The sequence below is a fragment of the Pseudomonas sp. PDM13 genome, from assembly GCF_025685765.1.
GTDB classification, from domain to species: Bacteria; Pseudomonadota; Gammaproteobacteria; order Pseudomonadales; family Pseudomonadaceae; genus Metapseudomonas; species Metapseudomonas solani.
Window position 1 is genome coordinate 38,738 of the sequence record NZ_JAOTQU010000021.1, and the last position, 24,395, is coordinate 63,132.

At 66.1% G+C, this 24,395-nt stretch carries 23 protein-coding genes and 1 pseudogene; 12 read left to right on the forward strand and 12 right to left on the reverse strand.

Translation table 11 applies throughout. The annotated features are described in order from the left end of the window. The first annotated feature begins 104 nt into the window (after window positions 1-104). Together OEJ36_RS21035 and OEJ36_RS21040 are read left to right on the forward strand one after the other, a co-directional pair. On the forward strand, window positions 105-1,430 hold the full coding sequence (locus OEJ36_RS21035) for an OprO/OprP family phosphate-selective porin (RefSeq protein WP_263403225.1): 1,326 nt from the start codon (window positions 105-107) through the stop codon (window positions 1,428-1,430). Between the two features lie 214 nt (window positions 1,431-1,644). Continuing rightward, a complete protein-coding gene (locus OEJ36_RS21040) occupies window positions 1,645-2,778 on the forward strand; it encodes a GNAT family N-acetyltransferase (RefSeq protein WP_263403226.1) in 1,134 nt (377 codons plus the stop codon). Between the two features lie 21 nt (window positions 2,779-2,799). Here OEJ36_RS21040 and OEJ36_RS21045 read toward each other — a convergent pair whose 3' ends face one another. The 5 genes from OEJ36_RS21045 to OEJ36_RS21065 all read right to left on the reverse strand — a co-directional run bounded on the left by OEJ36_RS21045 (window position 2,800) and on the right by OEJ36_RS21065 (window position 7,562). Beyond that, complete coding sequence (locus tag OEJ36_RS21045; RefSeq protein WP_021219278.1) at window positions 2,800-3,063, reverse strand: DUF2790 domain-containing protein; 264 nt, start codon at window positions 3,061-3,063, stop codon at window positions 2,800-2,802. 317 nt (window positions 3,064-3,380) lie between these two features. Further along, the gene (locus OEJ36_RS21050; RefSeq protein WP_263403227.1) at window positions 3,381-5,210 is read right to left on the reverse strand and encodes an ABC transporter ATP-binding protein; all 1,830 of its coding nucleotides are present in this window, start codon (window positions 5,208-5,210) and stop codon (window positions 3,381-3,383) included. Window positions 5,211-5,264: 54 nt separating this feature from the next. Then, window positions 5,265-5,819, reverse strand: coding sequence for a peptidylprolyl isomerase (locus OEJ36_RS21055; RefSeq protein ID WP_263403228.1), 555 nt, complete (start codon window positions 5,817-5,819; stop codon window positions 5,265-5,267). 2 nt (window positions 5,820-5,821) lie between these two features. Beyond that, window positions 5,822-6,622, reverse strand: coding sequence for an alpha/beta fold hydrolase (locus OEJ36_RS21060; protein ID WP_263403229.1), 801 nt, complete (start codon window positions 6,620-6,622; stop codon window positions 5,822-5,824). A 13-nt stretch (window positions 6,623-6,635) separates the two neighbouring features. After that, complete coding sequence (locus tag OEJ36_RS21065; protein WP_043244406.1) at window positions 6,636-7,562, reverse strand: LysR family transcriptional regulator; 927 nt, start codon at window positions 7,560-7,562, stop codon at window positions 6,636-6,638. Between the two features lie 104 nt (window positions 7,563-7,666). Between OEJ36_RS21065 and OEJ36_RS21070 the strand changes: the two genes are divergently transcribed. The 3 genes from OEJ36_RS21070 to rarD all read left to right on the forward strand — a co-directional run bounded on the left by OEJ36_RS21070 (window position 7,667) and on the right by rarD (window position 10,127). Next, complete coding sequence (locus OEJ36_RS21070) at window positions 7,667-7,981, forward strand: hypothetical protein (RefSeq protein WP_031286869.1); 315 nt, start codon at window positions 7,667-7,669, stop codon at window positions 7,979-7,981. A gap of 170 nt (window positions 7,982-8,151) precedes the next feature. After that, entirely contained in the window at window positions 8,152-8,751 is a 600-nt protein-coding gene (locus OEJ36_RS21075) for an FMN-dependent NADH-azoreductase (RefSeq protein WP_043244404.1), read from the forward strand. A 461-nt stretch (window positions 8,752-9,212) separates the two neighbouring features. Next, a complete protein-coding gene (gene rarD / locus OEJ36_RS21080; protein WP_263403230.1) occupies window positions 9,213-10,127 on the forward strand; it encodes an EamA family transporter RarD in 915 nt (304 codons plus the stop codon). Here the strand turns inward: rarD and OEJ36_RS21085 are convergent. Next, window positions 10,120-10,536, reverse strand: a complete 417-nt coding sequence (locus OEJ36_RS21085; protein WP_184490761.1) for an NUDIX hydrolase — start codon at window positions 10,534-10,536, stop codon at window positions 10,120-10,122. The two genes, rarD and OEJ36_RS21085, sit on opposite strands and share 8 nt — an antisense overlap. Further along, window positions 10,533-11,078, reverse strand: a complete 546-nt coding sequence (locus tag OEJ36_RS21090; RefSeq protein ID WP_263403231.1) for a dihydrofolate reductase family protein — start codon at window positions 11,076-11,078, stop codon at window positions 10,533-10,535. The genes OEJ36_RS21085 and OEJ36_RS21090 overlap by 4 nt, the downstream gene beginning before the upstream one ends. A gap of 201 nt (window positions 11,079-11,279) precedes the next feature. Here OEJ36_RS21090 and OEJ36_RS21095 point away from each other — a divergent pair, with 201 nt between their 5' ends. The 4 genes and pseudogenes from OEJ36_RS21095 to OEJ36_RS21110 all read left to right on the forward strand — a co-directional run bounded on the left by OEJ36_RS21095 (window position 11,280) and on the right by OEJ36_RS21110 (window position 15,264). Continuing rightward, the gene (locus OEJ36_RS21095) at window positions 11,280-12,614 is read left to right on the forward strand and encodes a DEAD/DEAH box helicase (protein WP_263403232.1); all 1,335 of its coding nucleotides are present in this window, start codon (window positions 11,280-11,282) and stop codon (window positions 12,612-12,614) included. A 179-nt stretch (window positions 12,615-12,793) separates the two neighbouring features. Next, a pseudogene (locus OEJ36_RS21100) lies at window positions 12,794-13,099 on the forward strand (DUF1294 domain-containing protein); the annotation flags it as partial. A 298-nt stretch (window positions 13,100-13,397) separates the two neighbouring features. Then, window positions 13,398-14,453 carry a haloacid dehalogenase-like hydrolase gene (locus OEJ36_RS21105; RefSeq protein WP_411861039.1) on the forward strand — a complete coding sequence of 352 codons (1,056 nt, stop codon included), beginning with the start codon at window positions 13,398-13,400 and terminating at the stop codon, window positions 14,451-14,453. An 82-nt stretch (window positions 14,454-14,535) separates the two neighbouring features. Beyond that, window positions 14,536-15,264 carry a substrate-binding periplasmic protein gene (locus OEJ36_RS21110; RefSeq protein WP_263403233.1) on the forward strand — a complete coding sequence of 243 codons (729 nt, stop codon included), beginning with the start codon at window positions 14,536-14,538 and terminating at the stop codon, window positions 15,262-15,264. A gap of 9 nt (window positions 15,265-15,273) precedes the next feature. Here the strand turns inward: OEJ36_RS21110 and OEJ36_RS21115 are convergent, their stop codons facing one another. Continuing rightward, entirely contained in the window at window positions 15,274-15,567 is a 294-nt protein-coding gene (locus tag OEJ36_RS21115) for a hypothetical protein (protein ID WP_263403234.1), read from the reverse strand. 68 nt (window positions 15,568-15,635) lie between these two features. Then, the gene (locus OEJ36_RS21120) at window positions 15,636-17,408 is read right to left on the reverse strand and encodes a S8/S53 family peptidase (RefSeq protein ID WP_263403235.1); all 1,773 of its coding nucleotides are present in this window, start codon (window positions 17,406-17,408) and stop codon (window positions 15,636-15,638) included. Window positions 17,409-17,560: 152 nt separating this feature from the next. Here OEJ36_RS21120 and OEJ36_RS21125 point away from each other — a divergent pair, with 152 nt between their 5' ends. Further along, complete coding sequence (locus tag OEJ36_RS21125) at window positions 17,561-17,959, forward strand: transcriptional regulator (RefSeq protein WP_263403236.1); 399 nt, start codon at window positions 17,561-17,563, stop codon at window positions 17,957-17,959. A 193-nt stretch (window positions 17,960-18,152) separates the two neighbouring features. Here the strand turns inward: OEJ36_RS21125 and OEJ36_RS21130 are convergent, their stop codons facing one another. After that, window positions 18,153-18,461, reverse strand: coding sequence for a hypothetical protein (locus OEJ36_RS21130; RefSeq protein ID WP_263403237.1), 309 nt, complete (start codon window positions 18,459-18,461; stop codon window positions 18,153-18,155). A gap of 204 nt (window positions 18,462-18,665) precedes the next feature. On the opposite strand from OEJ36_RS21130, the gene OEJ36_RS21135 reads away from it, so the two are divergent. Continuing rightward, the gene (locus tag OEJ36_RS21135; protein ID WP_411861040.1) at window positions 18,666-19,955 is read left to right on the forward strand and encodes a phospholipase; all 1,290 of its coding nucleotides are present in this window, start codon (window positions 18,666-18,668) and stop codon (window positions 19,953-19,955) included. Between the two features lie 126 nt (window positions 19,956-20,081). Next, window positions 20,082-20,705, forward strand: a complete 624-nt coding sequence (locus tag OEJ36_RS21140; protein WP_263403239.1) for a hypothetical protein — start codon at window positions 20,082-20,084, stop codon at window positions 20,703-20,705. A 3-nt stretch (window positions 20,706-20,708) separates the two neighbouring features. Here the strand turns inward: OEJ36_RS21140 and OEJ36_RS21145 are convergent, their stop codons facing one another. Both OEJ36_RS21145 and OEJ36_RS21150 read right to left on the reverse strand, forming a co-directional pair. Continuing rightward, on the reverse strand, window positions 20,709-21,425 hold the full coding sequence (locus OEJ36_RS21145; protein ID WP_021216925.1) for an rRNA pseudouridine synthase: 717 nt from the start codon (window positions 21,423-21,425) through the stop codon (window positions 20,709-20,711). 597 nt (window positions 21,426-22,022) lie between these two features. After that, entirely contained in the window at window positions 22,023-24,347 is a 2,325-nt protein-coding gene (locus OEJ36_RS21150; RefSeq protein WP_263403240.1) for an LTA synthase family protein, read from the reverse strand. Window positions 24,348-24,395: the final 48 nt, after the last annotated feature.

Below are 24,395 nucleotides of genomic sequence, written 5' to 3' on the forward strand. Positions count from 1 at the left end.
AAGCAACTGAGCTGAAATAACCCCCCGCCAACATTCCCCTCCAGCACAAACGAGCCCAACGCTCGGGTGTTTTCCAGCACTAAAGACCAACAGGGGAATCTTCGATGATCCGTAAGCACTTCGCCGGTTTTGCCGCCAGCGCCATGGCTCTGGCCATTTCCGCCCAGGCTTTCGCTGGTACCGTCACCACCGACGGCACCGACATCGTTATCAAGACCAAGGGCGGCCTTGAAGTCGGCACCACCGACAAGGCGTTCAGCTTCAAGATTGGCGGCCGTCTGCAGGCTGACTACAGCAGCTTCGACGGCATCTACACCAAGAACGGCGATTCCGCTGACGCGGCTTACTTCCGTCGTGCCTTCCTGGAAATCGGTGGTGTGGCCTACACCGACTGGGCCTACCAGCTCAACTACGACTTCTCCCACAACTCCGGTAGCGCCGATGACGGCTACTTCGACGAAGCCTCCATCTCGTACACCGGTTTCAACCCGGTTGTGATCAAGGTTGGTCGTTTCGACCCGGAATTCGGTCTGGAAAAAGCCACCAGCTCCAAGTGGGTAACCGCTCAAGAGCGTAACGCCTTCTACGACATCATCGACTGGACCAACGGCCACCAGAACGGCATGGGCGCTCAGGTCTCCACCACCATCAGCAACTACGCGTACCTGTCCGGTGGTGTGTTCTCCAAGGACAACAACGACACCGATGGCAAAGCCAACAAGCAAGTGAACCTGCGTGGTGTGTTCGCTCCGATGGCTGAAGCCGGCAACGTTCTGCACTTCGGTGCCAACTTCGCTCGTCGCGACGTATCCGATTCCGCTATCGACACCCGCTTCCGCAGCCGCCTCGGCATTCGCGGTGTAGAAACCACCGGTGGTAACGATGCCGGCACCAACGGCAACCGCGTGGTCTTCGCTGGTGCTAACAACACCGTTGCTGGTTCCTACGACGATGACACCGCGTGGGGTCTGGAAGCAGCCTGGGCAACCGGCCCGTTCTCCCTGCAGGGCGAATACATGAAGCGCAAGCTCAAGGCTGACTCCGCTGCATTCCAGGATATCGAGTCGGACGGTTTCTACGTTCAGGCCGCCTACACCCTGACCGGCGAAGCTCGTGACTACAAACTGGGCAAGTTCGACAAGATCAAGCCGAACAACAAGCAGATCGGCGCCTGGGAAGTCTTCTATCGCTACGACAGCATCACTGTCGAAGACGACAACCTGGTAACCGCTACCGCTACCCGTGATGTCGGCGACGCTGAAGCCAAGGTGCACAACCTGGGCGTGAACTGGTACGCCAACGAAGCGGTGAAGATCAGCGGCGTATACGTCCGTGCTTCCACCGACAAGGTCACCAACGCCGTGGGCAACGTGCGTACCGGTGATGACGATGGCGACGGCTTCGTAATCCGCGCTCAGTACGTGTTCTAAGCAATACCGTTCATCCGCTCCTTCTTGAGCCCCGCTTCGGCGGGGCTTTTTTATGGGCGTGTTTTTCTCGGTGGCTGATACGGAGAGGCCTGTTGGATTCATCGCGAATGAATGCGCTCCCACGGTGGGAGCGGTTTCACCGCGAAAGAACATCGTCGATGAATTCTCTGCGACAGGCTTTTTTTCGCCGGCGCCGCAGGCCAGACTTGTCGCCATGCCGATCCAGACCCTTTCCCGCCTTTCCGAAGTCGATGCCGCCAGCTGGGATGCCCTGCTGAAGGACGACCAACCCTTCCTGCGCCATGCCTTCCTCACCACCCTGGAAGATAGCGGCAGCATCGGCGGGCGCAGCGGCTGGTGGCCGGCCCATCGCCTGTTGCGGGGGGCGGGCGGCGAACTGCTCGCGGCCATGCCGGCCTATGTGAAGGCGCATTCCTATGGCGAGTACGTGTTCGACTGGGGCTGGGCCGATGCCTGCCAGCGCGCCGGCATCGAGTACTACCCCAAGCTGCTCGCCGCCGTGCCCTTCTCGCCGGTGGGCGGCGCGCGCCTGCTGGGCCATGACGAGGCGGCTGCGGCGCAGCTGATCGACGCGCTGGTGCCCGAGCTGGAGACGGCGGGGCTGTCCGGGCTGCACGTCAACTTCACCGACGCCTTCGCCGATGCCCGCCTGCAAGGCCGTGAGCAGTGGCTGGAGCGCCTGGGCTGCCAGTACCACTGGCACAACCGCAGTTATCGCGACTTCCAGGATTTCCTCGACGCCTTCTCTTCGCGCAAGCGCAAGCAGGTGCGCAAGGAGCGCGAGCAGGTGGCGGGGCAGGGGATCGAATTCGAGTGGCGCGAAGGCAACGAGCTGAGCGAGGCGGAATGGGATTTCGTCTACGCCTGCTATGCCAACACCTATGAGGTGCGCGGCCAGGCGCCGTACCTGACGCGGGTGTTCTTCAGCCTGCTGGCCGAACGCATGCCCCAGGCCATTCGCGTGGTGCTGGCGAAGCAGGGCGCGCGGCCGGTGGCCATGGCCTTCTCGTTGATGGATTCGGGGTCGCTGTACGGGCGTTACTGGGGCTGCCTGGCGGAGTTCGACCGCCTGCATTTCGAGACCTGCTTCTACCAGGGCATCGACATGGCCATCGCCGCCGGGTTGCCGCGCTTTGACGCCGGCGCCCAGGGTGAGCACAAGCTGATCCGTGGCTTCGAGCCGGTGATCACCCGCTCCTGGCATTACCTTCTGCACCCTGGCCTGCGCGAGGCGGTGGCGGGCTTCCTGGAGCAGGAGCGCCCCGCGATCCTCGGTTATGCCGAAGAGGCGCGGGGCATGCTGCCGTATCGCAAGTCGGGGGAGTGAGCCCCCGGTGGCCGATGGGGATCAGCTGTTGCTGACGCTGCCGCCCCATTCGAGGAACTTCATCTTGTGCACTTCACCCTTGCTGTCTTCGTAGACCAGCACCACGGGCACGACGCCGGATTTGCTGGTGTTGTCGGTGCGGTAGATGACTTTCTGCACGTCCACGTTCATGCCGTAGTGGTATTCGACGGCGGTCAGTTCAGCGCCCGGCTCGCGGCTTTCGGCGGCGAAGACGGCGGGGGCCAGGCTGGAGAGGACGGCGGTAACGGCGGCTGCGATTTTCATGCTGATCTTTCCTCGATTGGGCGGTTGGAAAGCTTCAACTGAAACCCGGTGCGCGAAGGCTTCCTGCTACGGGTTTGGGTTGCTGCTTTGTACGGGGCCTATATGACCACCGCCGCTTTCATCGCGGAAATTGATGGTTGTTGTAGTCGAGATCATCGGTATCGATAGTGATGCGGGGCGGGTTTCGGCGCGCTCCGTGGCCGCGCCGTACCGCATGGGTTTCGCTGCGCTCTACCCATCCTACGAAGTGACGAGGTCGGCTTTCGTAGGATGGGTAGAGCCGTGCGAAACCCATCAACTCCAGTGCCTGGAGTCTTTCAGTCCACCCCGACGAAGCCGCCGGTCTGGTGGTGCCAGAGGCGGGCGTAGAGGCCGCGCTGGGCGAGGAGCTCGGTGTGGCTGCCGCTTTCCACCACGCGGCCCTGGTCGAGCACCACCAGGCGGTCCATGCGGGCGATGGTGGAGAGGCGGTGGGCGATGGCGATCACCGTCTTGCCCTGCATGAGGGTTTCCAGGCTTTCCTGGATCGCCGCTTCCACTTCCGAGTCGAGGGCCGAGGTGGCTTCGTCGAGGATCAGGATCGGTGCGTCCTTGAGCAGCACGCGGGCGATGGCGATGCGCTGGCGCTGGCCACCGGAGAGCTTCACGCCGCGCTCGCCGACATGGGCGTCGAAACCGGTGCGGCCCTGGGCGTCGGATAGGTAAGGGATGAACTCCGCCGCGCGGGCCTTGCGCACCGCCTCCCAGAGTTCCTCGTCACTGGCCCCGGGCTTGCCGTAGAGCAGGTTGTCGCGGATCGAGCGGTGCAGCAGCGAGGTGTCCTGGGTGACCATGCCGACCTGCTCGCGCAGGCTTTCCTGGGTGATCCGGGCGATGTCCTGGCCGTCCACCAGGATGCGCCCGCTGTCCAGGTCGTAGAGGCGCAGCAGCAGGTTGACCAGGGTGGATTTGCCGGCGCCCGATGGGCCCACCAGGCCGATCTTCTCGCCGGGGCGCACCTCCAGGTCGAGCCCCTCGAACACCGTACGGCCCTTGCCGTAGTGGAAGCCGATATGCTCGAAACGCACCTCGCCACGGGGCACCTGCAGCGGCTTGGCGTCGTTGTGGTCCTGCACGTCGCGGGGCTGGGCGATGGTCTGCATGCCGTCCTGCACCTGGCCGATGTTCTCGAAGATGCCGCTGACCACCCACATGATCCAGCCGGACATGTTGTTGATGCGGATGACCAGGCTGGTGGCCAGGGCGATGGCGCCGACGGTGATGATGTCCTGGGTCCAGAGCCACAGGGCGAAGCCGGTGGTGCCGACGATCAGCACGCTGGAGAGGGTGGTGATGACCACGTCCATGCCGGTGACCATGCGGTTGGTCTGCTGCACGCGGTGCACCTGCTCGCTAAGGGCTTCGCGGGCGTACTGCTCCTCCAGGCTGGTGTGGGCGAACAGCTTGAGGGTGGTGATATTGGTGTAGCCGTCGACGATGCGCCCCATCAGCCGCGAGCGCGAATCCGAGGCGGCCACCGAGCGCAGCTTGACCCGGGGCACGAAGTACCAGAGTGCGGCGATGTAGCCGGCGATCCACAGCAGCAGCGGGATCATCAGGCGCCAGTCGGCCTCGGCGAACAGCACCAGGGCGCTGACGGCGTAGATCAGCACGTGCCAGATGGCGTCCACCGCCTGCACCGCCGAATCACGCAGGGAGTTGCTGGTCTGCATGATGCGCTGGGCGATGCGCCCGGCGAAGTCGTTCTGGTAGAACGACAGGCTCTGTTTGAGCACGTAGCGGTGGTTCTGCCAGCGGATCAGGTTGGTCAGGCTGGGGTTGATGCTCTGGTGCACCAGCAGGTCGTGCAGGCCGTTGAAGATCGGCCGCAGGACCAGCGCCACCACCAGCATCCAGATCAGTTCGTTGGCGTGGTCGGCGAAGAAGGTATCGGCCGCGCTGTGCTGGGCCAGGTCGATGATGCGACCGAGGAAGCTGTAGAGCGCGACGTCGATCAGGGCGACCACCAGGCCCACCAGCAGGAGGATCGCGAACACCCCCCAGACCTGGCGCAGGTAGTGGAGGTAGAACTTCACCACGGTGCGTGGTGGCGTGGTATCGGGAGCGGGTTTGAAGGTGTCGATCAGGTGTTCGAAACGGCGAAACATCCTTCGGGTCCTTGTCGGGGGGAGCGGCCCGCCAGGGTGGCGGGCCGCCGTGGTTCAGAGCCGCTTGGCGGAGACGATCACCACCGGTTTCAGCGGTACGTTCTGGTGCATGCCACGGTTGCCGGTGGGCACGTTGGCGATCTGGTCGACCACGTCGAGGCCGCGTACCACCTTGCCGAACACGGCGTAGCCGAAGCCACGGGCACCGTGGTCCAGGGCGGGGTTGTCGCGGTGGTTGATGAAGAATTGGCTGGTGGCCGAGTCGGTGGCCTGCATGCGCGCCATGGCGATGGTGCCGCGCACGTTGTGCAGGCCGTTGTCGGCTTCGTTCTTGATCGCGGGGCGGGTGCTCTTCTCATCCATGGAGGCGTCCATGCCGCCGCCCTGGATCATGAAGCCGGGGATCACCCGGTGGAACACGGTGCCGTCGTAGAAGCCGGCGTCCACGTAGTCGAGGAAGTTCTTCACGGTGATCGGCGCCTTGGTGTCGTCCAGCTCCAGCTCGATCTCGCCGGCCGTGGTGTTGATCAGCACATGGGGCTTGTCGGCCGCCATGAGGTTGGCAGTGAACATCAGGGCGCAGGCCGCGAGGGCGATTTTCTTCAGCATTGTCATTGTTCCTTGTGGGCCGCGACTTCTTCGAGGAAGCCGAGGAGGGTGGCGTTGAAGCGTTGTGGTTGATCCAGGGGCGTGGCGTGGCGGGAGTCTTCGATGACCACCAGGCGCGCGTTGGGCATTTCCCTTACGTAGGCTTCCTTCTGCGCGACCGGCGTGTAGTCGCGGTCGGCCGTGATCACCAGCGTAGGACAGGTGATGCGGCCGAGGCGTTCCCGCACGCCCCAGCCGATGATGGCGTCGAGGGAGGCGAGGTAGGCGCGCTTGTCGTTCTGTGGCCAGCGCTCCTCCACCTTGCGCCGCAGCTCGGCCTGTTCCGGGCGGGGGAACAGCAGCCGGGCCAGGGCCTTGGCGATGGTGTCCAGGCTCATCAGCCGCGAGAGCGTCCAGCGCCGTGCCACTTCCCAGTATTCGCGCGGGCTGCGGGGCTTCACCTCGGGCCCGCTGTTGACGATGGTGAGGCTGCGTAGCAGGTCGGGGCGGTCGACGCCGAGCTGGAAGCCGATCATCCCGCCCATGCTGATGCCCACCAGGTGCACCGGCGGCAGTTGCAGGTGTTCGATGAGGGCGGCGACGTCATCGGCGAAGTCGGCGATGGCGTAGGGCCCCTCGGGCTTGTCGGAGCGGCCATGGCCGCGCACGTCGAGGGCGATCACCCGGTAGTGCGCGGCGAGCACCGGTATCTGGTATTCCCAGTCGCGGGTGCTGGAGCCGAGGCCATGCACCAGCAGCAGGGGCACGCCGTGGCCGTATTCCTCGTAGTGCAGCTGACAGTCGTCGTTATCGAACCAGGACATGGTCGTCTCTCCCTCAGGCGTTGGGCAGGGGGGCGGCGAAGGGCGCGTTGAGCGGCGCCGAGTCGAAGGTCTTGATCAGCTCGACGAGTATCTGCGAGGCCGGGCCGAGGGCCTTTTCCTTGTTGGCATAGAGGAAGAACCCGGGGTGGCGGGTGGCGCCCTGGTCCATGGGCAGCGGCTTGAGCAGGCCGTCCTTGAGTTCGCGCTCGATGATGTGGCGCGGCAGCCAGGCGAAGCCCAGGCCGTTGCTGACGAAGTTGGCGGCGGTGGCCAGGCTGCCCACCGTCCAGCGCTGCTCGGCGCCGAGCCAGCCGACATCGCGGGGCTGGGTGCGGCCGGAGTCGCGGATCACCACCTGCAGCTGGGTTTCCAGGTCATGGAAGGTGACGTCGCGCTGCAGGCGGTGCAGCGGATGGTCGGGGTGGGCGACGGCGACGAACTCGACGTTGCACAGTTCGGTGCCGAGGTAGCCGGGGATGTTGAGGCCGGTGATGGCGAGGTCGGCGGTGCCCTCGAGCAGCACTTCCTCTACGCCGGAAAGCACCTCCTCGCGCAGGCGCACACGGCAGCCGCGGCTCTGCGGCATGAAGGCGGCCAGGGCGCGCAGCAGGCGCGCGGTGGGGTAGGCGGCATCGACCACCAGGCGCACCTCGGCCTCCCAGCCCTGCTCCATGTGGTGGGCGAGCTCTTCCAGCTGGCTGGCGGATTTCACCAGTTGCCGCGAGCGCCGCAGCAGCACTTCGCCGGCTTCGGTGAGCACGGCCTTGCGCCCGTCGATGCGCAGCAGCGGCACGCCCAGTTGTTCCTGCATGCGGGCCACGGTGTAGCTGACCGAGGATTGCGAACGGTGAGTGGCTTCCGCCGCCTGGGCGAAGCCGCCATGGTCGACCACCGCTTGCAGGGTCCGCCACTGATCCAGGGTTACCCGGGGCGCTTTCATGCCTTGCTCCTTCTTCTTGTGTATCGGTCAGGAAACATGCGGCCGTGCCGATGACCTCGCCTGACGCTCTGTGTAAGCTGGCGGTCCCGCGCTGGAGACCCCCAATGAAAAGAATGCTCTGTGCCGTCCTGGCCTGCCTGCCCGTCGCCGCCTTCGCCTACCCCATCGAGGTGGAGAAGCAGTACAACGGCAGCGAGATCTCCTATACGACCGACGATATCGATCACAACATGGGCTCGATCAACGTCTACAACCTGGGCGAGGCCCGCGCCGAGTGCACGGTGCGCTTCGTCAACGGACCGGAGACGCCGAAGATCCGCCGCGCCGTGATCGACGGCGGCAAGAGCGTCTACCTCACCGCCAAATTCAACCGCAGCATCATCCGCCTGCGCATCGGCCTCACCTGTAAGCCCGCCTAAGGGAAAGCTCCCATAGAGAAGTCAGCACTGGGCTCCAGCCTAGTGAGGGCTTCTTTATAAATCAATTTTGTCGATTGTTAGTAGCGGATTAATTCGCTTTTTTATCGAATTGTGTCTGGATAACCTGCGCTCCATCGAATCCCACCCCACTTATCGATGGAGCAGCAAACATGTCCAACGTCCTCGTGATCGAAAGCAGCGCCCGCCAGCAGGGTTCCGTGTCCCGCGACCTGACCCAGGCCTTCATCGCCCAGTGGCAGGCCGCCCACCCGGCCGACCAGGTCAAGGTCCGCGACCTGGCCGTGGAGCAGGTGCCGCACCTGGACGCCGACCTGCTGGGTGGCTGGATGAAGCCCGCCGACCAGCACAGCGAAACCGAACAGGCCGCCCTGCAGCGCTCCAACCTGCTGACCGAGGAGCTGCTGGCCGCCGACGTGCTGGTACTGGCTGCGCCCATGTACAACTTCGCCATCCCCAGCACCCTGAAGGCCTGGCTGGACCATGTGCTGCGTGCCGGCGTCACCTTCAAGTACACCGAGACCGGTCCCCAGGGCCTGCTCACCGGCAAGCGCGCCTATGTGCTGACCGCCCGTGGCGGCGTCTACGCCGGTGGCCCGTTCGACCACCAGGAACCCTACCTGCGCCAGGCCCTGGGCTTCATCGGCATCCACGATGTGTCGTTCATCCATGCCGAGGGCATGAACATGGGCGCCGAGTTCCAGGAAAAGGGCATCGCCCAGGCCAAGGCCCTGGTGGCCAAGGTCGCCTGACGCCACACCGCTTCGCTCCACTCCTTTGTGCTCATCCCTTGCCCGGCCCCATGGCCGGGCTTTTTTATGGCCGCGCGCTTCCCGTAGGAGCGAGCTCTGCTCGCGAAGCTATAGGAGCGAATTCATTCGCGATGCTTTTGCAGGCTGAGCTTCAGCATGGGCTCGGGTTTGGCAGCATGGGTTTCGCTGCGCTCGCGGAACGCCGCCCGACCCATCCTACGGACTTTCGTTTGGCTGTGGATTGGAGTGCGCATGGGTCTTGGCGTGCCCTATGGGCTTTCGTCGAAAGGGCTCCTGGTAGGAGGGTGCCGCTTTCAGGCCTGCCGATGCCGGGTTGGTCCCAGCGGGCCCGCAGGCGGGTGGGTAAGCTTTCCCTGGTGGCGGCGAGCGGGTATTTTCGCCGGCTGCAATCAGAGGCCTGTCATGTCTTCGTTCATTTCTCCACGCGTTGCGGTGCGGCCATGAGGCTGTCCGGGCGCGGTGTCGCGCTGTCCCTTACCGCGTCGGTGCTGTTCGCCCTGATGCCTGGCTACGTGCGTGAGCTGGCGCCGCTGGATGGCGTGCAGATCTTCGCCCAGCGGGTGCTTTGGTCGATTCCGGCGGTGCTGCTGCTGGTGGCGTTGATGAGGCAATGGGCGGTGTTGCGCGATGTGCTCGTGCGCCTGCGCCGGGAGCCGTTGCTGCTGGCGGCCTTGCCATTGGCGGCGCTGTTGATCGGGCTGCAGTGGGGCCTGTTCCTCTGGGCGCCGTTGCAGGGGCGGATGCTGGAGGTGTCCCTCGGCTACTTCCTGCTGCCCCTGGTGATGGTGTTGTGCGGGCGCCTTTTCTATAACGAGCGCCTGCGCCCGCTGCAGCTGCTGGCGGTGCTCTGTGCCGTTGCCGGCGTGCTCCACGAGCTGTGGATGACCCGCGCTTTCTCCTGGCTGACCCTGGTCACCGCGCTGGGCTACCCGCCGTATTTCATGCTGCGCCGCTGGATGCGCCTGGACGCGCTGTCCGGTTTCATCCTGGAGATGATGGTGCTGGCACCGCTGGCGGCCTGGCTGATCATCGCCCATGGCCCGGTGGGGGCTTTCGTCCAGGCGCCGCAGCTGTGGTGGCTGATTCCCGGCCTGGGCCTGCTCGGCACCCTGGCCTTCGCCGCGATGATGGCCTCCAGTCGGCTGCTGCCGCTGGGGTTGTTCGGCATCCTCAGCTATGTGGAGCCGGTGCTGCTGTTCGCGGTGGCCGTGGCGTTCCTGGGCGAGGCCTTCGACCCGGCGCAGTTCTGGACCTACCTGCCGATCTGGCTGGCGGTGCTGCTGATCGGCTGGGACAGCGCGCAACTGCTGCGCAAGCAGGCGCGCCAGGAACGGGCGGCGCGCGCCCTCAGCTGAGGGCCGCAGCGCCCGGGTGATCGGCCAGCGCGGCCAGCACCTGGTCGCGCAGCAGCGGGGCGAGGTCGGCGGGCGGGGTTGCGCCCGGGGCCAGCCAGGCCAGTTCTTCCAGTTCGGCCGCCGCGGCCACCGGCTGCGACAGGCGGCCGATGAAGATTTCCGCATCCACCCAGGTATCGGGCTCGTTGGCCGCGGGCGCGCGGAAGCGGCCGAGGGGCTGCAGCGCGCTGGCGTCCATCTCCAGGTCGAGTTCTTCGAGCAGTTCCCGCTGCAGGGCGGCGAGGGCGGTTTCGCCGGGTTCGCGCTTGCCGCCGGGCAGCATGAAGGCGCGGGTGCCGCGTTTGCGCACCAGCAGCAGGCGCTGGTCGGCGTCGAGCAGGCAGGCGGCGGAGAGGATCAGGGTGGTCATGGATTGGGGGCTTCCGGCAGCAGTTTGTAGTGCAGCTGCACCACGCCGGTGGCGAAGCTGCGTTGTTCGTGGAGTTGCAGGCGGCGCTCCAGCCCGGTGGCGAACATCTGGATGCCGGCGCCGAGCAGGTGCGGGACGACGCTGACGATCAGCTCGTCGATCAGCCCCGCCGCGTAGCAGGTGCCGGCCAGGGAACCGCCGCCCACCAGCCAGACACGCTTGCAGCCGGCCTCGGCCAGCTCCGCCAGGGCTTCGGCCGGGGTGTTGTGGGCGATGCGGACCTGGGGCGCTGCGGGTTCGAGCTCCGCGCGGGTGAGCACGGTACAGGGCTTGCCCGGGTAGGGCCAGGCGCCGCCCATGGCCAGCACGGTTTCGTAGGTGCCGCGCCCCATCAGCAGGCCATCGATGCTGTCGTAGAAGGCGCCGTAGCCGTGGTCATCGCCGGATTGCTCCAGCGGCTGCAGCCAGTCGACGCTGCCGTCGGGGCGGGCGATGTAGCCGTCCAGAGTGGCGGCGACGTAGTAGATCAGCGATGCGCTCATGCAGGGCTCCGACGGGTGGGCTGTGGCCGGCGGTGAAATCCGTCGGGGACTGAAGCTGTTGGAGTGGAGCACGGCCCTGTGGGTTCAGCAATCGCCGCAACGTCGGGAAATCAGCGTGGGACGCACAGAATTCGGGTGTTCGGGCGCGACAACCGGTAACCTATGCAGCTGTTTTTCAAGCTTTCGATCGAGGTAGCACCCGTGTTCTCCCAATTCGCCCTGCACGAACGTCTGCTCAAGGCCGTGGCCGAGCTGAAATTTGCCGAACCGACGCCCGTGCAGCAGGCGGCCATTCCCCCGGCGCTGGAAGGGCGCAACCTGCGCGTGACCGCGCAGACCGGCAGCGGCAAGACCGCCGCCTTCGTGCTGCCGCTGCTCAATCGCCTGATCGGCGAGGCCAAGCCGCGCGAGCGCATCCGTTCGCTGATCCTGCTGCCCACCCGCGAGCTGGCCCAGCAGACCCTGAAGGAAGTGGAGCGTTTCTCCCAGTTCACCTTCATCAAGTCCGGCATCGTCACCGGCGGTGAGGACTTCAAGGTGCAGGCCGCCATGATGCGCAAGCTGCCCGATGTGCTGGTGAGCACCCCGGGCCGCCTGATCGAGCACCTCAATGCCGGCACCGTCGACCTCAAGGAAGTCGAAGTGCTGGTGCTGGACGAGGCCGACCGCATGCTCGACATGGGCTTCGCCGAGGACATGCAGCGCATCACCGCCGAGTGCGCCAACCGCAAGCAGACCCTGCTGTTCTCCGCCACCACCGGCGGCGCCGCGCTGCGCGACGTCTCGGCCAAGGTGCTGAACGATCCGCTGCACCTGCGCCTGAACGGCGTCGAGCAGCTCAACGAGTCGACCCGCCAGCAGATCATCACGGCCGACGACATCGCCCACAAAGAGGCCATCGCGCGCTGGCTGCTGGCCAACGAGGACTACCAGAAGGCCATCGTCTTCACCAACACCCGTGCCCAGGCCGACCGTTTCTACGGCCACCTGGTGGCGGCTGGATACAAGGCCTTCGTGCTCCATGGCGACAAGGACCAGAAGGACCGCAAGATGGCCATCGACCGCGTGCGCGAGGGCGGCACCAAGGTACTGGTGGCCACCGACGTGGCAGCCCGTGGCCTGGACATCCAGGGCATGGACCTGGTGATCAACTTCGACATGCCGCGCTCCGGTGACGAGTACGTGCACCGTGTCGGCCGTACCGGCCGTGCCGGTGGCGAAGGCACCGCCATTTCGCTGATCTGCCACAACGACTGGAACCTGATGTCCAGCGTCGAGCGCTACCTCAAGCAGAGCTTCGAGCGCCGCGTGATCAAGGAGCTCAAGGGCAGCTACAGCGGCCCGAAGAAGGTCAAGGCTTCCGGCAAGGCTGCCGGCGTGAAGAAGAAAAAGACCGACAAGAAAGCCGGCGACAAGAAGGCCTCGGCCAAGCCGGCCGCCAAGCGCAAGCCGTCCGGCCCGCGCCGCGATGAGTCCAAGGTGGTCAGCGCCGACGGCCTGGCGCCGCTGAAGCGCAAGAAGCCCGCTGCCGAGTGATCCGCCCGTTAGCGCGTGGCCTGCCGGTGGCGTTGCTGCCGTGGCTGGCCACAGCCGAGGCCCAGGTGTACCGCTGCACCCGGGCCGACGGCACGGTGGAGTTCACCGACCGCGGTTGTGGAACCCTCGAACCCTCCCGCTCGGGCGGGTTGGTCGACGGCCTGCCCTCCCTGCATTCCCTTCTGGACGCCGCCCCGGCGTTCATCCCCTACGGCCTCAGCCTCTGGCAACTGCTGGCGCTGGTCTACCTGGCGATGAGCCTGGTCTGCTTCATCGCCTACTGGCGTGACAAGCGCTTCGCCGTGGCCGGCACCCAGCGCACGCCGGAGTCGCGGCTGCACCTGTACGAGCTGCTCGGTGGCTGGCCGGGCGGCCTGTTGGCGCAGCGGCTGATCCGCCACAAGAACCGCAAGGTCTCCTACCAGGTGAAGTTCTGGCTGATCGTTGCCCTGCACTTGGGCTTGCTCGGCTGGTGGCTGCTCTAGGATCTGTACGAAAAGTGCCTGCGCTCGGTGATGCTTCGTTAAAAACGGGTTCGGAATGCTCATTTACAGCTCGTAAACTCCGCTTCCTCACCCGTTTTTTGCCTTGCCTGACCGTCGCTCGACGACTTTTCGTGCAAACCCTAGGGCGCTGAGGCGCCCGCTGACCGCCGCTGACCGCCGCTGCAAGGACGGTCAAGGTCGGGATTGGCCCGTGCAGGCTTGCCAGGTTTTGCTAGGGTCGATGAGCTGGAGCAAGGCTGCTCCCCACCCGCTCATCAACCGTAGGGACCCCCACCCGATGAAGCTGACCCAGACGATTCTTGCCGCCGCCCTGTGCATGGGCCTGGCCGGCACCACCCTCGCCACCGAACTCAAGCACTGGCCGGCGCCCGCCGCCAAGCAGCTCGACGCGCTGATCGCGGCCAACGCCAACAAGGGCGCCTACGCGGTGTTCGACATGGACAACACCAGCTACCGCTACGACCTGGAGGAGTCCCTGCTGCCCTTCCTCGAAGCCAAGGGCGTGCTGACCCGCGAGAAGCTCGACCCCTCGCTCAAGCTGATCCCCTTCAAGGACGTGAAGGGCCACAAGGAAAGCCTCAACAGCTACTACTACCGCCTCTGCGAACTCGATGACCTGGTCTGCTACCCCTGGGTGGCCCAGGTGTTCTCCGGCTTCACCCTGCGCGAGCTGAAGGGCTACGTCGACGAGCTGCTGGCCTCCGGCAAGCCGGTGCCGGCCACCTATTACGAAGGCGACGAGGTGAAGACCATCGAGATCAACCCGCCCAAGCTCTTCACCGGCCAGCAGGAGCTGATGAACAAGCTGCGGGAGAACGGCATCGAGGTCTACATCATGACCGCCGCGCTGGAGGAACTGGTGCGCATGGTCGCCGCCGATCCGAAATACGGCTACAACGTGAAGCCGGAGAACGTCATCGGCGTCACCACGCTGCTCAAGGACCGCAAGACCGGCGCCCTGACCACCGCGCGCAAGCAGATCGAAGAGGGCACGTACGACGAGAAGGCCAACCTCGACCTGGAGATCACCCCCTACCTGTGGACCCCGGCCACCTGGATGGCGGGCAAGCAGGCGGCCATCCTCACCTACATCGATGAATGGAAGAAACCCATCCTGGTGGGCGGCGACACGCCGGACAGCGATGGCTACATGCTCTTCCACGGCACCGACGTGGAGAAGGGCGGGCTGCGCGTGTGGATCAACCGCAAGGCCAAGTACATGGACCAGATCACCGCCATGCAGAAGAAGAACGCCGAGGCCCAGGCCAAGCTCGGCCTGCCGGTGACCGCCGACCGCAACTGGGTGGTGGTGACGCCCGAGGAGATCCAGTAACCGACCATCCGCGATGGAGCTACCCCCCTGCGCAACCGCCTCGCCAGCGACTATGCTGCGAGCTGTGATGCAAGGGGGTGGCATGGGCAGATGGCTGTTGGTCGGCGTGTTGTCGCTCGGGCTTCCCTGGCTGGCCTTGGGGGAGGAGTTGCGTTTCGGTTTCGGTACCCAGAAGCCGCCCTACGTCTATGAGGGCGAGGAGCGCGGGCTGGAGCTGGAGATCATCACCGCGGCCGCCAAGGCGGCGGGTTTCACCCTGCAGTACCACTACCTGCCGGCGGAGCGCCTGCACCTGCTGCTGGGGCGTGGCGAGCTGGATGGCATCGCCACCACCAGTGAGCGCAGCGGCGTGCCGGCCTTCTATTCCGAGCCCTACATCAAGTACCACAACTACGCCATCGCGCTGGCCAGGAATGCGTTCCGCATCGACAGCATCGCCGACCTGGGCGATCACTCGGTGAGTGCCTTCCAGCGGGCGCGCTACCTGTTGGGCGACGAGTTCCAGGCCATGGCGGAGAACAACTCGCGCTACCGCGAGGAAGCCCAGCAGATCACCCGCAACCGCCTGCTCTATTCAGGCCGCATCGAGGTGGTGATCGGCGACAAGCGCATCATCGACTACCTCAACCGCGAGGTGATCAGCCAGGTGGATATCAGCCAGCCGATCATCTGGTACGACCTGTTCCCGCCCACCCCTTACAAGGTCGGCTTCCTCCACGCCAACCAGCGCGACCGTTTCAACAAGGGGTTGCAGATGATCCGCGACAGCGGCGAATACCACGCCATCGAGAAGAAGTACGAGCACTACTGAGGTGCCCGCTCACTCCTGCTTCTGCTTGGCATCGCTTTTGTCGCCGGCCTTGTCGACTTCCTGCTTGCGCTGCTCGGTGACGTTGCACTCGTCGTCACCTTCGCGGGCATCGGTCTTGAGCTTGTCCTGCTTGAGCTCTTCGTTGACCTGCTTGGCCTTCTGCGGGTCGCTCTCGGTGGCCTGGTGCACTTCGGCCGCCAGTTGCTCGCGCTTGGCCGTGGCCTCCTCGGCGCTGCACACGGCCAGGGCCGGCAGCGGGGCGAGCAAGGCAAGGGTGGCGCTCAATGCCAGTAAGCGGTTCATGGTGTTCTCCTTCGGGTGAATCGCACTCCTTAGGGTGGAGCGCCCGCGCGGGGCAAAAGTTCAGGCTGTCAGCGCACCCGGTCGCGGCTCTGTACGGCCAGGTCCAGGGCCTTTTGCATGTCCAGCCGCGCCGAGCGGCCCACGTCCTTGTCGTTGAGCTGGTAGTTGCGTTCCGACGGCAGGATGGGTGCGGTGAGGTCCTCGGCGTCCATGGGTTCGAAGTCGTAGTCGCCACCGATGGTCATGGCGCTGCGACGCAGCAGCATGCGCACCTGCTCGGGTTGCAGGCGCGGGTTGATCGAGAGCATGGCGGCGACGATGCCGGTGACCATGGGCGTGGCGTAGGAGGTGCCGCAATGCACCTCGCCGGTTTCGTTCTCGCCCCGGGTGGAGGCGCGGGCGCAGGCGGCGGCGGTGATGTCCACGCGCATGTCGATGTTCGAGGAGTCGCGCTTGACCACATAGGCCGGGTCGTCGATGCCCACGTCGTCGCGTTCGCTGCGCTGGTGCCCGCCCACCACCAGCAGCTGGTCGGTGATGAAGGAGGAGGGCAGGCGGTATTCGTCGGTGCCGGAGAAGGAGGCGCCGTTGCCGGCGGAGTTGATCACCAGCACGTCCGGGTGTTCCTTGCGCAGCCAGAGGAAGAACTCTTCCAGCAGTTCTTCGTAGCCGCTCATGGCGATGCCCGAGCGCACCAGGGAGTCCACTTCGTCGCCCTTGACGTTCTTCGCGCCGACGCGGTGGATGCCCCAGCTCCAGTTGAGGACGCGCACGCCGTCCTCCACCAGGTTCACCGAGGCGGCGACGTTGGCGGTGATGCCGGCGTCGGAGTTGCGCTCCACTATCACCTCGAAGCCGTTGCTGGCCTTGTCCAGCCCGCGCAGGAAGCCGGTGTTACCGCCCTGGTCCCAGCGCGCGGCGAGGATGCCGGCGACGGTGGAACCATGGTTGTCGGGCGTGGCCGCGTCGCGGGCGTAGAGGCAGGTGCGCGGTTGCTCGCCCTTGCAGCCGCCGAGGTAGTCGGCGAAGTCGGGGGCATCGAAGTCGACGTTGCGCTCGATCACGCCGATGCGCAGCGGGCGTGTGTCCACCGGCGCCTGGCGTGCGGGGATGCGCCGCTGGTAGTAGTTCACCGCGTCCATGAAGCGGTTGGCGGCCCACTCGTCCGAGTCCTTGCCGGGCTTGCTCGGCTCCTCCCGCGCGGCCTCGGCTTCCTCGCCCTTCTCGGGAGCGGATTCCTCCACCACCACCGCGTCGACGCTGGTCTCGCTGCCGATGCGCAGGATCAGCGCATCGCGCTCGGTGAGGTTCTTAACCGGCAGGCGCAGCTGGTAGGTATTCAAGGGCGGGATGGCGCCCACCACCCTGGCGCCGTACTTGCCGGCCAGGCGCTCGGCCTCCTTGCGGCCGTCGTGGCTTTCCTCGATCAGCAGGCTGACCAGGTCGACGTAGGTGGTCAGCCCATCCATGTTCTTCGCCACTTCGGCGGGGCCGGCCGCCAGCACATGGCTGCCGTTCAGCGACAGCCACACGGGGTTGCTGGTGCGCTCGCCGTCCTCCAGCCAGAGCGGGCCGCTTTCATGCTCGCGGTGGTCCAGGCGCAGCTTCAGGCCGCCCTTGTTGCGGGTCACGCTAGCGGCGGGCAGTGGCTTGCCGTCCAGCAGCAGCCGGGGCGTGGCCTCGCCCAGGCCGCTGACCCGCAGGCACCAGTCCTGCCGCTCGTGCTCCAGCAGGTCGCCGCAGCGCTGCAGGCCCTCCATGCGCAAGGGTTCTTCAGCGCTGGCGAAGGGACTGGCGAGGGCCAGGAGCAGGGCGGTGACGGGGGCGCGGTGCAGCGGCATGGGCGGGCCTTGGTGGAGGGTGTTCTGCTGTTCCGACCGCCCGGCCCCGGCTTTCGTTCAGGCTGACCGTTCACCCATAAGGTCGAACCATGGCGGCGCGCGGGCAGTCGGAAACCACAGGACGCCCCATCCCCCACGCCTGGAGACATGCCATGAACAGCTACGACTGGGAGCTCATCGAACTGCTGCTGCACAAGGTGCAGGAGTCGGCCAACGTCAACTTCGCCCCCCGTGAATACGCCGCTGAACTGGCCGAGCAGCGCCAGGCCGCCGGGCGTCAGATCGGCGGCACCCTCGATCACCTGAAGATGCTCGCCGCCGACTACGAACGCATCCTGTTGCAGGGCGGCTATATCGAATCCCGCCCGGAAAGCGAGGGCGGCAATGGCGAGAACTTCGTCCTCACCGAGCGCGGCAGCCGCCTGCTGGAGCTGATCAACAGCAGCTTGCCGGCCAACCTGCAGTTCCGCGAGCAATTGGCCGAGAAGGGCCAGGCGGCGCTGACGCCGGAAGTGTTCGACGAATTGTCGGCGAGGGCGGCGCGGGCTTGAGTGCCCAGGCGGTGCTGAGGCGGCGCTGCGCGCCGCTGGGCGACTGAAGTCGCCCCTACAGTCGCCTCTGCGAAACCGCCGTTCGGAGTCGTCCGGGTGGGCGCGAATTCATTCGCGATGGGTGTGGCTCGGGCCCAACGGGTCGAACCGTTGGGCCTCGCTGCGCTCGGCGCCCACCTACGCGCCGATCGCATCAATAGATCGGCGGGGTTTCCGGCAGCACTTCCGGGTCGGGGATGAAGGGCATGGCCCAGGGGTCGAGGTTGCGGCCCTGGTGGGCGAGGTCCATCCGCGCCTGCTCCAGCACCCCGGCCAGGCGCACCGGGTTGGCGTACTGGGTGCTGCGGATATGGCCGATATCCAGGACCTTGTGCCCGTGCAGGTCGGTCACGGTGAGGCTGAAGCTGTCGTCTTCCTCATGGGCCAGGGCCTTGCAGCCGTAAGGCAGGAAGGCTTCGGTGGCCAGGCGCATGGCATTGTCCAGGCTGATTGGCGTGGTCATGGCAGTCTCCGGCTGCAGTGCATGAGTTAGGTGGACAGCAGAACGGGGGGAGGCGGTTCCACCGGGGTGACGAACTGCAGGCGGCCGATTTGGTGAGTCGCCTGTCCTGCCTGGACAGTGCCCAGCGCGCCCCGGGATTGTTACCCTTCGATGACAAGCGCCGCGCAAGACGGCGCTCCTGGTTTCGGAGCTTCGATGAAACGCCTGCTGCTCGCCCTGTCCTGCCTGTTCGCCTGCGCGCCCGCTACCTTGCTGGCCTGGTCCAATCACTCCCTGGGCACCTGGCTGGCCCTGTCCGATCTCCAGGAGCTGCGCCAGGCCGAGCCGGTGCAGGTGGAGTCGCTGGAGGCCTTCCTCGCCGCCGAGGGCGTGGCGCTGGAACAACTGCTGGACGAGCAGGAGGCCTATGCGCGGGAGAACTTCCCCGGCTACCCGGCACGCCCCGATGACCTGCGCTGGCTGCCCGACTCGGGCGGTGATCGCCGTCGCGCCTTCTTCATGGCGCTGCGGGTCAACCCGGAAATCCGCCTGGCCAGTTTCGTCCAGGCGCTGCCGGGGCTGCAGTTGCCGGACCATCGCTTCCTGCCCGCCGAGCAGGTGCTGGTGTTCCGCAAGCTCAACCTGTGGAACGAGTGGCGCTTCATCGCCCTCTCACCCGGTGAGCGCATCAGCCCGCTGGCGGTGCTGGCCAGCGCGGCGGATGAGCCGGACTACGGCCACGACATCAACCTGTTCAGCGACAACCCGGGCGAGATGGGCGCGCGCTATGGCTTCGGCACGCAGCCGTTCGGTGATTCGCGCTTCGAGTACTCCTCCCAGGCGCCGTTCCATATCGGCTACTACCACGAGTCGGAGCTGATCTTCCGCGCGGCGCCCTTCCTCACCCGCACCTACCCGGAGATGCGCGTGCAGCAGTACCTGGGCCTGGCGCGCTTCGCCTTCGAGAGCGGCCACGACTACTGGGGCTACCGCTTCCTCGGCTGGGCGCTGCACTACGTCCAGGACCTGACCCAGCCCTACCACTCCAAGGCGCTGCCGGGCGAAAGCACCGCCACCCTGATGTGGACGGCGATCAAGGCCGCCGCCGGCGACACCGCCGACAAGGAAGCGGCCATCGAGCGCGTCGCCACCCGCCACACCGAGGTGGAGAAGTACCAGGCCGACTGGCTGCGCCGCCTGCTGCGCGAAGGCAGCAACGACAGCCCGCTGCTGGCCGCCTACCGCGACCGCTCGGTGGACGCCGACTACCCGCCCTTCGACCTGGGCTACCTGCGGGATGTGGTGTCCCTGGAGGCCTATGACGCCGCCGACGGCTTCGACGATCGCATCGGCGCCTGGCTGGCCAAGGGGCAGCCCGGTGCGGACTTCAGCCAGGGCAACCAGCTGAAGCCGCCAGCCACCGATCCCGAGCTGGATGCGGTGCTGGTGCAGCTGATCCGCCACTTCGCCGGCCACAGCCGCAACCTGGTGCGCACCACCCTGCAGAACCCCTGAGACGGGCGCGGCGCAAAGGGCCTGCCGGCTCGTCGGGTTGCCCCCGACCTATGCTGCCATTGGCGAGTGGGCGAACCCCGTGCCAAGCCCAGCGGTCACAACTCCAGGTGACCGATGGAGGCCGGCATGCACATCAAGCTGATCGAAGGGTTGCAGTGGAGCACCGAACCCGGTGGCTCCGGTGGCCTGTGCAACAAACGCGGGGAGAAGGTGCACCTGCGCCAGGGCGATATGGACGGCGCCTGCGGCCCCTATTGCCTGGTGATGGCGATGCTCGCGCGCAACCAGCTCAGCCGGCGCCAGGCCAAGGGGTTGGAACGGGTGGACTCGCGCACCCGTTACGGGCGCCTGATGGAGGCGCTGAATCGCCACGAGACCCTGGTGCGCGTCGGCACCACCGGGCATGACCTGCTGGCCCTGCTGCGCGAGGTGAACGACAAGGAGCACCGGGTGGTGACCGGCAGCGGGGTGGAGATGGTGCGCCAGGCCCGCGCCCACCTGGAGGACGACTTCCCGGTGTTGCTGGGCTTCCACGGCCACAAGGGCAGCGACATCCGTCACTGGGGCCTGGCCATCGGCATGAGCGACGATGCGTTCTTCCTGCTCGACCCGGCCCATGAGTTGCAGCCCGGCCTGGCCTGGAACGCCATCCTCACCAGCGAGGCCCATGGCTCGCGCTTCGGCTATCGCTACATCAATGCCAAGGGCACCTGGGCGGTGACCCTGAAGGAAATGCTCGCCCTGCTCTGAGCCCTAGAACTTCTCGTTGGCGTTGAGGTAGCGCCACTGGCCCGGCTGCAGCTTGGCCATGGCCACGCCGCCGATGCGGATGCGCTTCATCGCCACCACTGTGAGCCCTACCGCTTCGCACATGTGGCGGATCTGCCCCGGCTGGGAGCCCTTGAGGGCGAAGCGCAGGCGGGTTTCGTTCTGCCAGCTGACCTTCATCGGCGGCAGTGCCTGGCCCTTGTAGCTGAGGCCGTGGCACAGGCGCTTGAGGCCGTGCTCGATGATCTGCCCGGAAACTTCGACGATGAACTCTTCCTCCACCTTGTTGGCGTGATCCAGGCGACGGGTCACGCCCCAGTTCTGGGTGAAGACCATCAGGCCGCTGGCGTCGGTCTCCAGCGGGGTGAGCAGGTTCTGCCGGATGAAGTGCTTTTTCAGCGGGCGCATGCCGGGCTGGTCAGGGGTGAGGTTGTCCGCCACCAGCAGTTGCAGCACCGAGTTGGCGCCCATGCCGATGCCATAGCCGGCAGGCTTGTTGAGCAACAGGGTGACCGGCTCCACCGTGGCCGCCACGGCATTGGGCAGCAGCACCACCTGTTCGTCGAGCACCTTGAATTGCGGTTCCTCGACTACCTTGCCGTTCACCGTCACCCAGCCGTTCTCGATATACAGCTCGGCATCGCGACGGGAGCAGGGCACGAGTTCGGCAAGGCGTTTGGACAGGCGCACGGGTTCGGACATGACGGGGTACCGGAAGAGGGGGGGCCATTGTAACCGCGGAAGCGCTGCGGCGGCGCGCCGATGCGGGCGGCCGAATGGCACGGCTATGTCTGCATCAAGTGTCGCTGGAAAATTCGAGCCCAGCTGATTGCCGAGCTTTGCTGGGCCTTCTGGTTTCGCCCACCCGGGCGAGTCACTTTTCTCAGTCGCCAGAAAAGTAACCAAAAGGGCTTGCCCCTCCATACGGGTCTGGCTGAAGCCAGACTTCCCTCGCTCCATCATCGTTCCAGGGGCACGCCGCGAAGGGCCATCCCTGGCCCATCGCGGCTCTCGCGACATCCATGTCGCTCAACCCCTTACACGACGATTCGCTCGGCCTCCTGGGAAGGGGCGTTTGGCGGCTGCTCCAACATTGATGCCCAGCGCATCACGGCCTGGTGCGCACGGCTTTTCGTCGGGTGGGTCGGGCGGCGTTCTGGGAGCGGAGCGAAACCCACGCGGTGGGGGTGGCGGAAATCCATAAAACCCCAGAAAGCACCGTATCTAAGCATTTGCTTAAAGCCCCAACGGCATCGGGCCGGAAGAGTCCGGCCCGATGGGGTGCTGCGGGGAGGGCGATCAGTGCACGCGTATTTCCACTTCCTGGGGCACGTCGAGCGTCTCCAGGTCGCCCTCGATGGCGCTCTCGGTGCTTTCCGGCTGGTTGGCGAACAGCCCCAGCAGGCGCGACATCGGGTGATGGGGCTTGGCGCCTTCGGCGAGCTGGGCGCCGCCTTCCACGGCTTCCACCGGCTCGGGCAGCATTTCGGTGACCACCTTGAAGTCGGTGATCTGGATGGTGCCGCGCCCGGCCGCCAGCAGGTGGAAGGAGAACGCCTTGCGGGCCTGCGGGTTGTCGAAGGCGAAGGTGATGGACACCGGCTTGCCCTTCTTCAGCACGGGCAGCTCGGGGATGGGCAGGGCCACGTCACGCTCGAACTCCTTGGTCTTGAGCTGCAGCTGCGCGCCCTGGCGGTCCATCTGCAGCACGTTGATGCCCAGGCGCACCGTGGTCCGGCTGTTCTTCGGCAGTTCCATGTACTGGGCGCCGATCAGGTTGTCGGCCCAGTCATCGCGGGTCTGGTCCTTCAGGCGGATGCGCTCGCGGGTGGCGAACTGGTATTCCTGGCCGAGGGCGCCGCCCAGCAGCGATTGGTCGAGCAGGGCCGCACGCTGGCTGACCAGGCGCGCCTGCTTGCCGCTGAAGCGCCCGAGGAAGCGCGCCTCGTCGGCGATGAAGCCCTCGCTCTGGTAGCGACGGCAGACCTGCTGGAAGTCGCACTCGGTGAAGGTGCCGCGGCCGTCATGCTGGCGCAGCATGCCGTTGGTGTAGGAGATCATTTCGCGGCCGCTTTCGTAGTCGCGGAACAGCGAGCGGCCGGCCAGGTTCTGCGGCACCTTGTAGCCGAAGTAGTCGAGGATCGAGGTGGTCAGGTCGACGTGGCCGTACACGCCGCTCTTGATCGGCGGCAGCGAGGCCTGTTCCGGTGCCAGCACCAGGTTGAAGCCCCAGGCGGAGGCGAGGCGTACCTTGTCGATGCCGTGGGATTCGTCCGAGGTGATGATCACCAGGGTGTCCTTGAGCACGCCCTGTTTTTCCAGGCCGGTGAGGAAGGCGTCGACGGCGTCGTCGAGGTAGGCGATGGCGGCCTTCTTGGCGTCGGGGTAGCGCGCCAGGTACTCATCGGGTGCCGAATAGGGCTGGTGGGTGCCGACGGTGAGCAGGGTCAGCATCCAGGGTTTCTTCTGCTGGCGGATCTGCTTCACGTAGCCCAGCGCGCCTTCGAAGAAGGCCTTGTCGTCCATGCCCCAGGGGAATTCCAGGTAGGCCTTGTTGCGGAACCAGTCACGGCCGAGGGTCTTGTCGAAGCCCATGGCCGGCATGATCTTGTCCTTGGCCATGAAGCGCAGCCCGGCACCCTGCAGGAAGTGGGTGGCGAAGCCGTGGCGGTGCAGCTGGGCGGGGATGCAGTCCTTGGCCCGCGAGGGGTTGTTCAGCAGCTCCAGGCCCTTGGGCGTGCCAGAGTCCAGCTTGCTGTAGTCGCCGCAGAGCATCGAGTAGAGGCCGCGGATGGTCTGGTGGCTGTGCAGCACGTAGTCCGGCGTGGTCATGGCGCGCTCGGCCCATTGGCTGAGGCGCGGCATCAGCGATTCCTGGTAGCTGCTGTTGATCGCCGCGCGGTTGGCGGCGATGTAGGCACCAGGGATGCCTTCCAGGGTTATCACCAGCACGTTGCGCGCGCGGCCGGGCTCGGCCAGCAGCGGGGCGCCGTCGAGGTCGAGGCGGGCGAGACCGGCGATATCCGGCGGCGCGTCGGGCTGGTCGCCGTCGAGCCAGTCTTCCACCGCCAGTTGGCCACTGTTGAGGGCACCGGCCAGCAGCTTGTGGGGCAGGTTGAACTGCTGCCACTGCTCGGCTTCGCTCGGGCGCAGGTACTGGATGGCGGCGTGGCTGGCCAGCAGGGCCACGGGCACGGCCAGCCAGGCGCGCGAGGGGCGCTGTTGCGGGCGGCGCCAGAGCAGGGCGCAGGCCAGCAGCGCGACGGCGAGGGCGATCGCCAGCCAGGGGTAGGTGAGGCCGCCGCCCTGGGTCGAGTGGCCGACGAATTGCGGGTCCATCAGGTACTTGAGGTCGCTGGGCTCGGGCATGCGGCCCACGGCGCCGACCAGTTCGGCGGTGCCGAGGGTGATCAGGCTGGTGGCGACCATCACCGGCAGCGCCAGCCACAGCGGGCGCCGGTAGAGCAGGGCGATCAGCAGCGAGCCGATGGCGAGGTCCGACAGGTAGCCGAAGCCGTCGCTCCAGCCCAGCCACCAGCGGGCGGCGAGCGGAATGATCAGGAACAGAATGCAAAGGGGCAAAAGGTGCAGCGGTGAAGACAGCCAGCGGCTGGAAGGGCGCACAGGAACTCCTGAGATCAGACAGCGAGAATCCATGGGGGTGATGGACAG

Coding starts and splice junctions, on each gene's coding strand:
- OEJ36_RS21085 (WP_184490761.1), bottom strand. CDS start 10,536: ATGACCACCCTGATCCTCTCCGCCGCCTGCCTGCTCGACGCCGACCAG.
- OEJ36_RS21050 (WP_263403227.1), bottom strand. CDS start 5,210: ATGTTTCGCCGTTTCGAACACCTGATCGACACCTTCAAACCCGCTCCC.
- OEJ36_RS21105 (WP_411861039.1), top strand. CDS start 13,398: ATGAAGCTGACCCAGACGATTCTTGCCGCCGCCCTGTGCATGGGCCTG.
- rarD (WP_263403230.1), top strand. CDS start 9,213: ATGAGGCTGTCCGGGCGCGGTGTCGCGCTGTCCCTTACCGCGTCGGTG.
- OEJ36_RS21110 (WP_263403233.1), top strand. CDS start 14,536: ATGGGCAGATGGCTGTTGGTCGGCGTGTTGTCGCTCGGGCTTCCCTGG.
- OEJ36_RS21040 (WP_263403226.1), top strand. CDS start 1,645: ATGCCGATCCAGACCCTTTCCCGCCTTTCCGAAGTCGATGCCGCCAGC.
- OEJ36_RS21065 (WP_043244406.1), bottom strand. CDS start 7,562: ATGAAAGCGCCCCGGGTAACCCTGGATCAGTGGCGGACCCTGCAAGCG.
- OEJ36_RS21125 (WP_263403236.1), top strand. CDS start 17,561: ATGAACAGCTACGACTGGGAGCTCATCGAACTGCTGCTGCACAAGGTG.
- OEJ36_RS21140 (WP_263403239.1), top strand. CDS start 20,082: ATGCACATCAAGCTGATCGAAGGGTTGCAGTGGAGCACCGAACCCGGT.
- OEJ36_RS21045 (WP_021219278.1), bottom strand. CDS start 3,063: ATGAAAATCGCAGCCGCCGTTACCGCCGTCCTCTCCAGCCTGGCCCCC.
- OEJ36_RS21070 (WP_031286869.1), top strand. CDS start 7,667: ATGAAAAGAATGCTCTGTGCCGTCCTGGCCTGCCTGCCCGTCGCCGCC.
- OEJ36_RS21090 (WP_263403231.1), bottom strand. CDS start 11,078: ATGAGCGCATCGCTGATCTACTACGTCGCCGCCACTCTGGACGGCTAC.
- OEJ36_RS21075 (WP_043244404.1), top strand. CDS start 8,152: ATGTCCAACGTCCTCGTGATCGAAAGCAGCGCCCGCCAGCAGGGTTCC.
- OEJ36_RS21055 (WP_263403228.1), bottom strand. CDS start 5,819: ATGCTGAAGAAAATCGCCCTCGCGGCCTGCGCCCTGATGTTCACTGCC.
- OEJ36_RS21120 (WP_263403235.1), bottom strand. CDS start 17,408: ATGCCGCTGCACCGCGCCCCCGTCACCGCCCTGCTCCTGGCCCTCGCC.
- OEJ36_RS21060 (WP_263403229.1), bottom strand. CDS start 6,622: ATGTCCTGGTTCGATAACGACGACTGTCAGCTGCACTACGAGGAATAC.
- OEJ36_RS21145 (WP_021216925.1), bottom strand. CDS start 21,425: ATGTCCGAACCCGTGCGCCTGTCCAAACGCCTTGCCGAACTCGTGCCC.
- OEJ36_RS21115 (WP_263403234.1), bottom strand. CDS start 15,567: ATGAACCGCTTACTGGCATTGAGCGCCACCCTTGCCTTGCTCGCCCCG.
- OEJ36_RS21130 (WP_263403237.1), bottom strand. CDS start 18,461: ATGACCACGCCAATCAGCCTGGACAATGCCATGCGCCTGGCCACCGAA.
- OEJ36_RS21035 (WP_263403225.1), top strand. CDS start 105: ATGATCCGTAAGCACTTCGCCGGTTTTGCCGCCAGCGCCATGGCTCTG.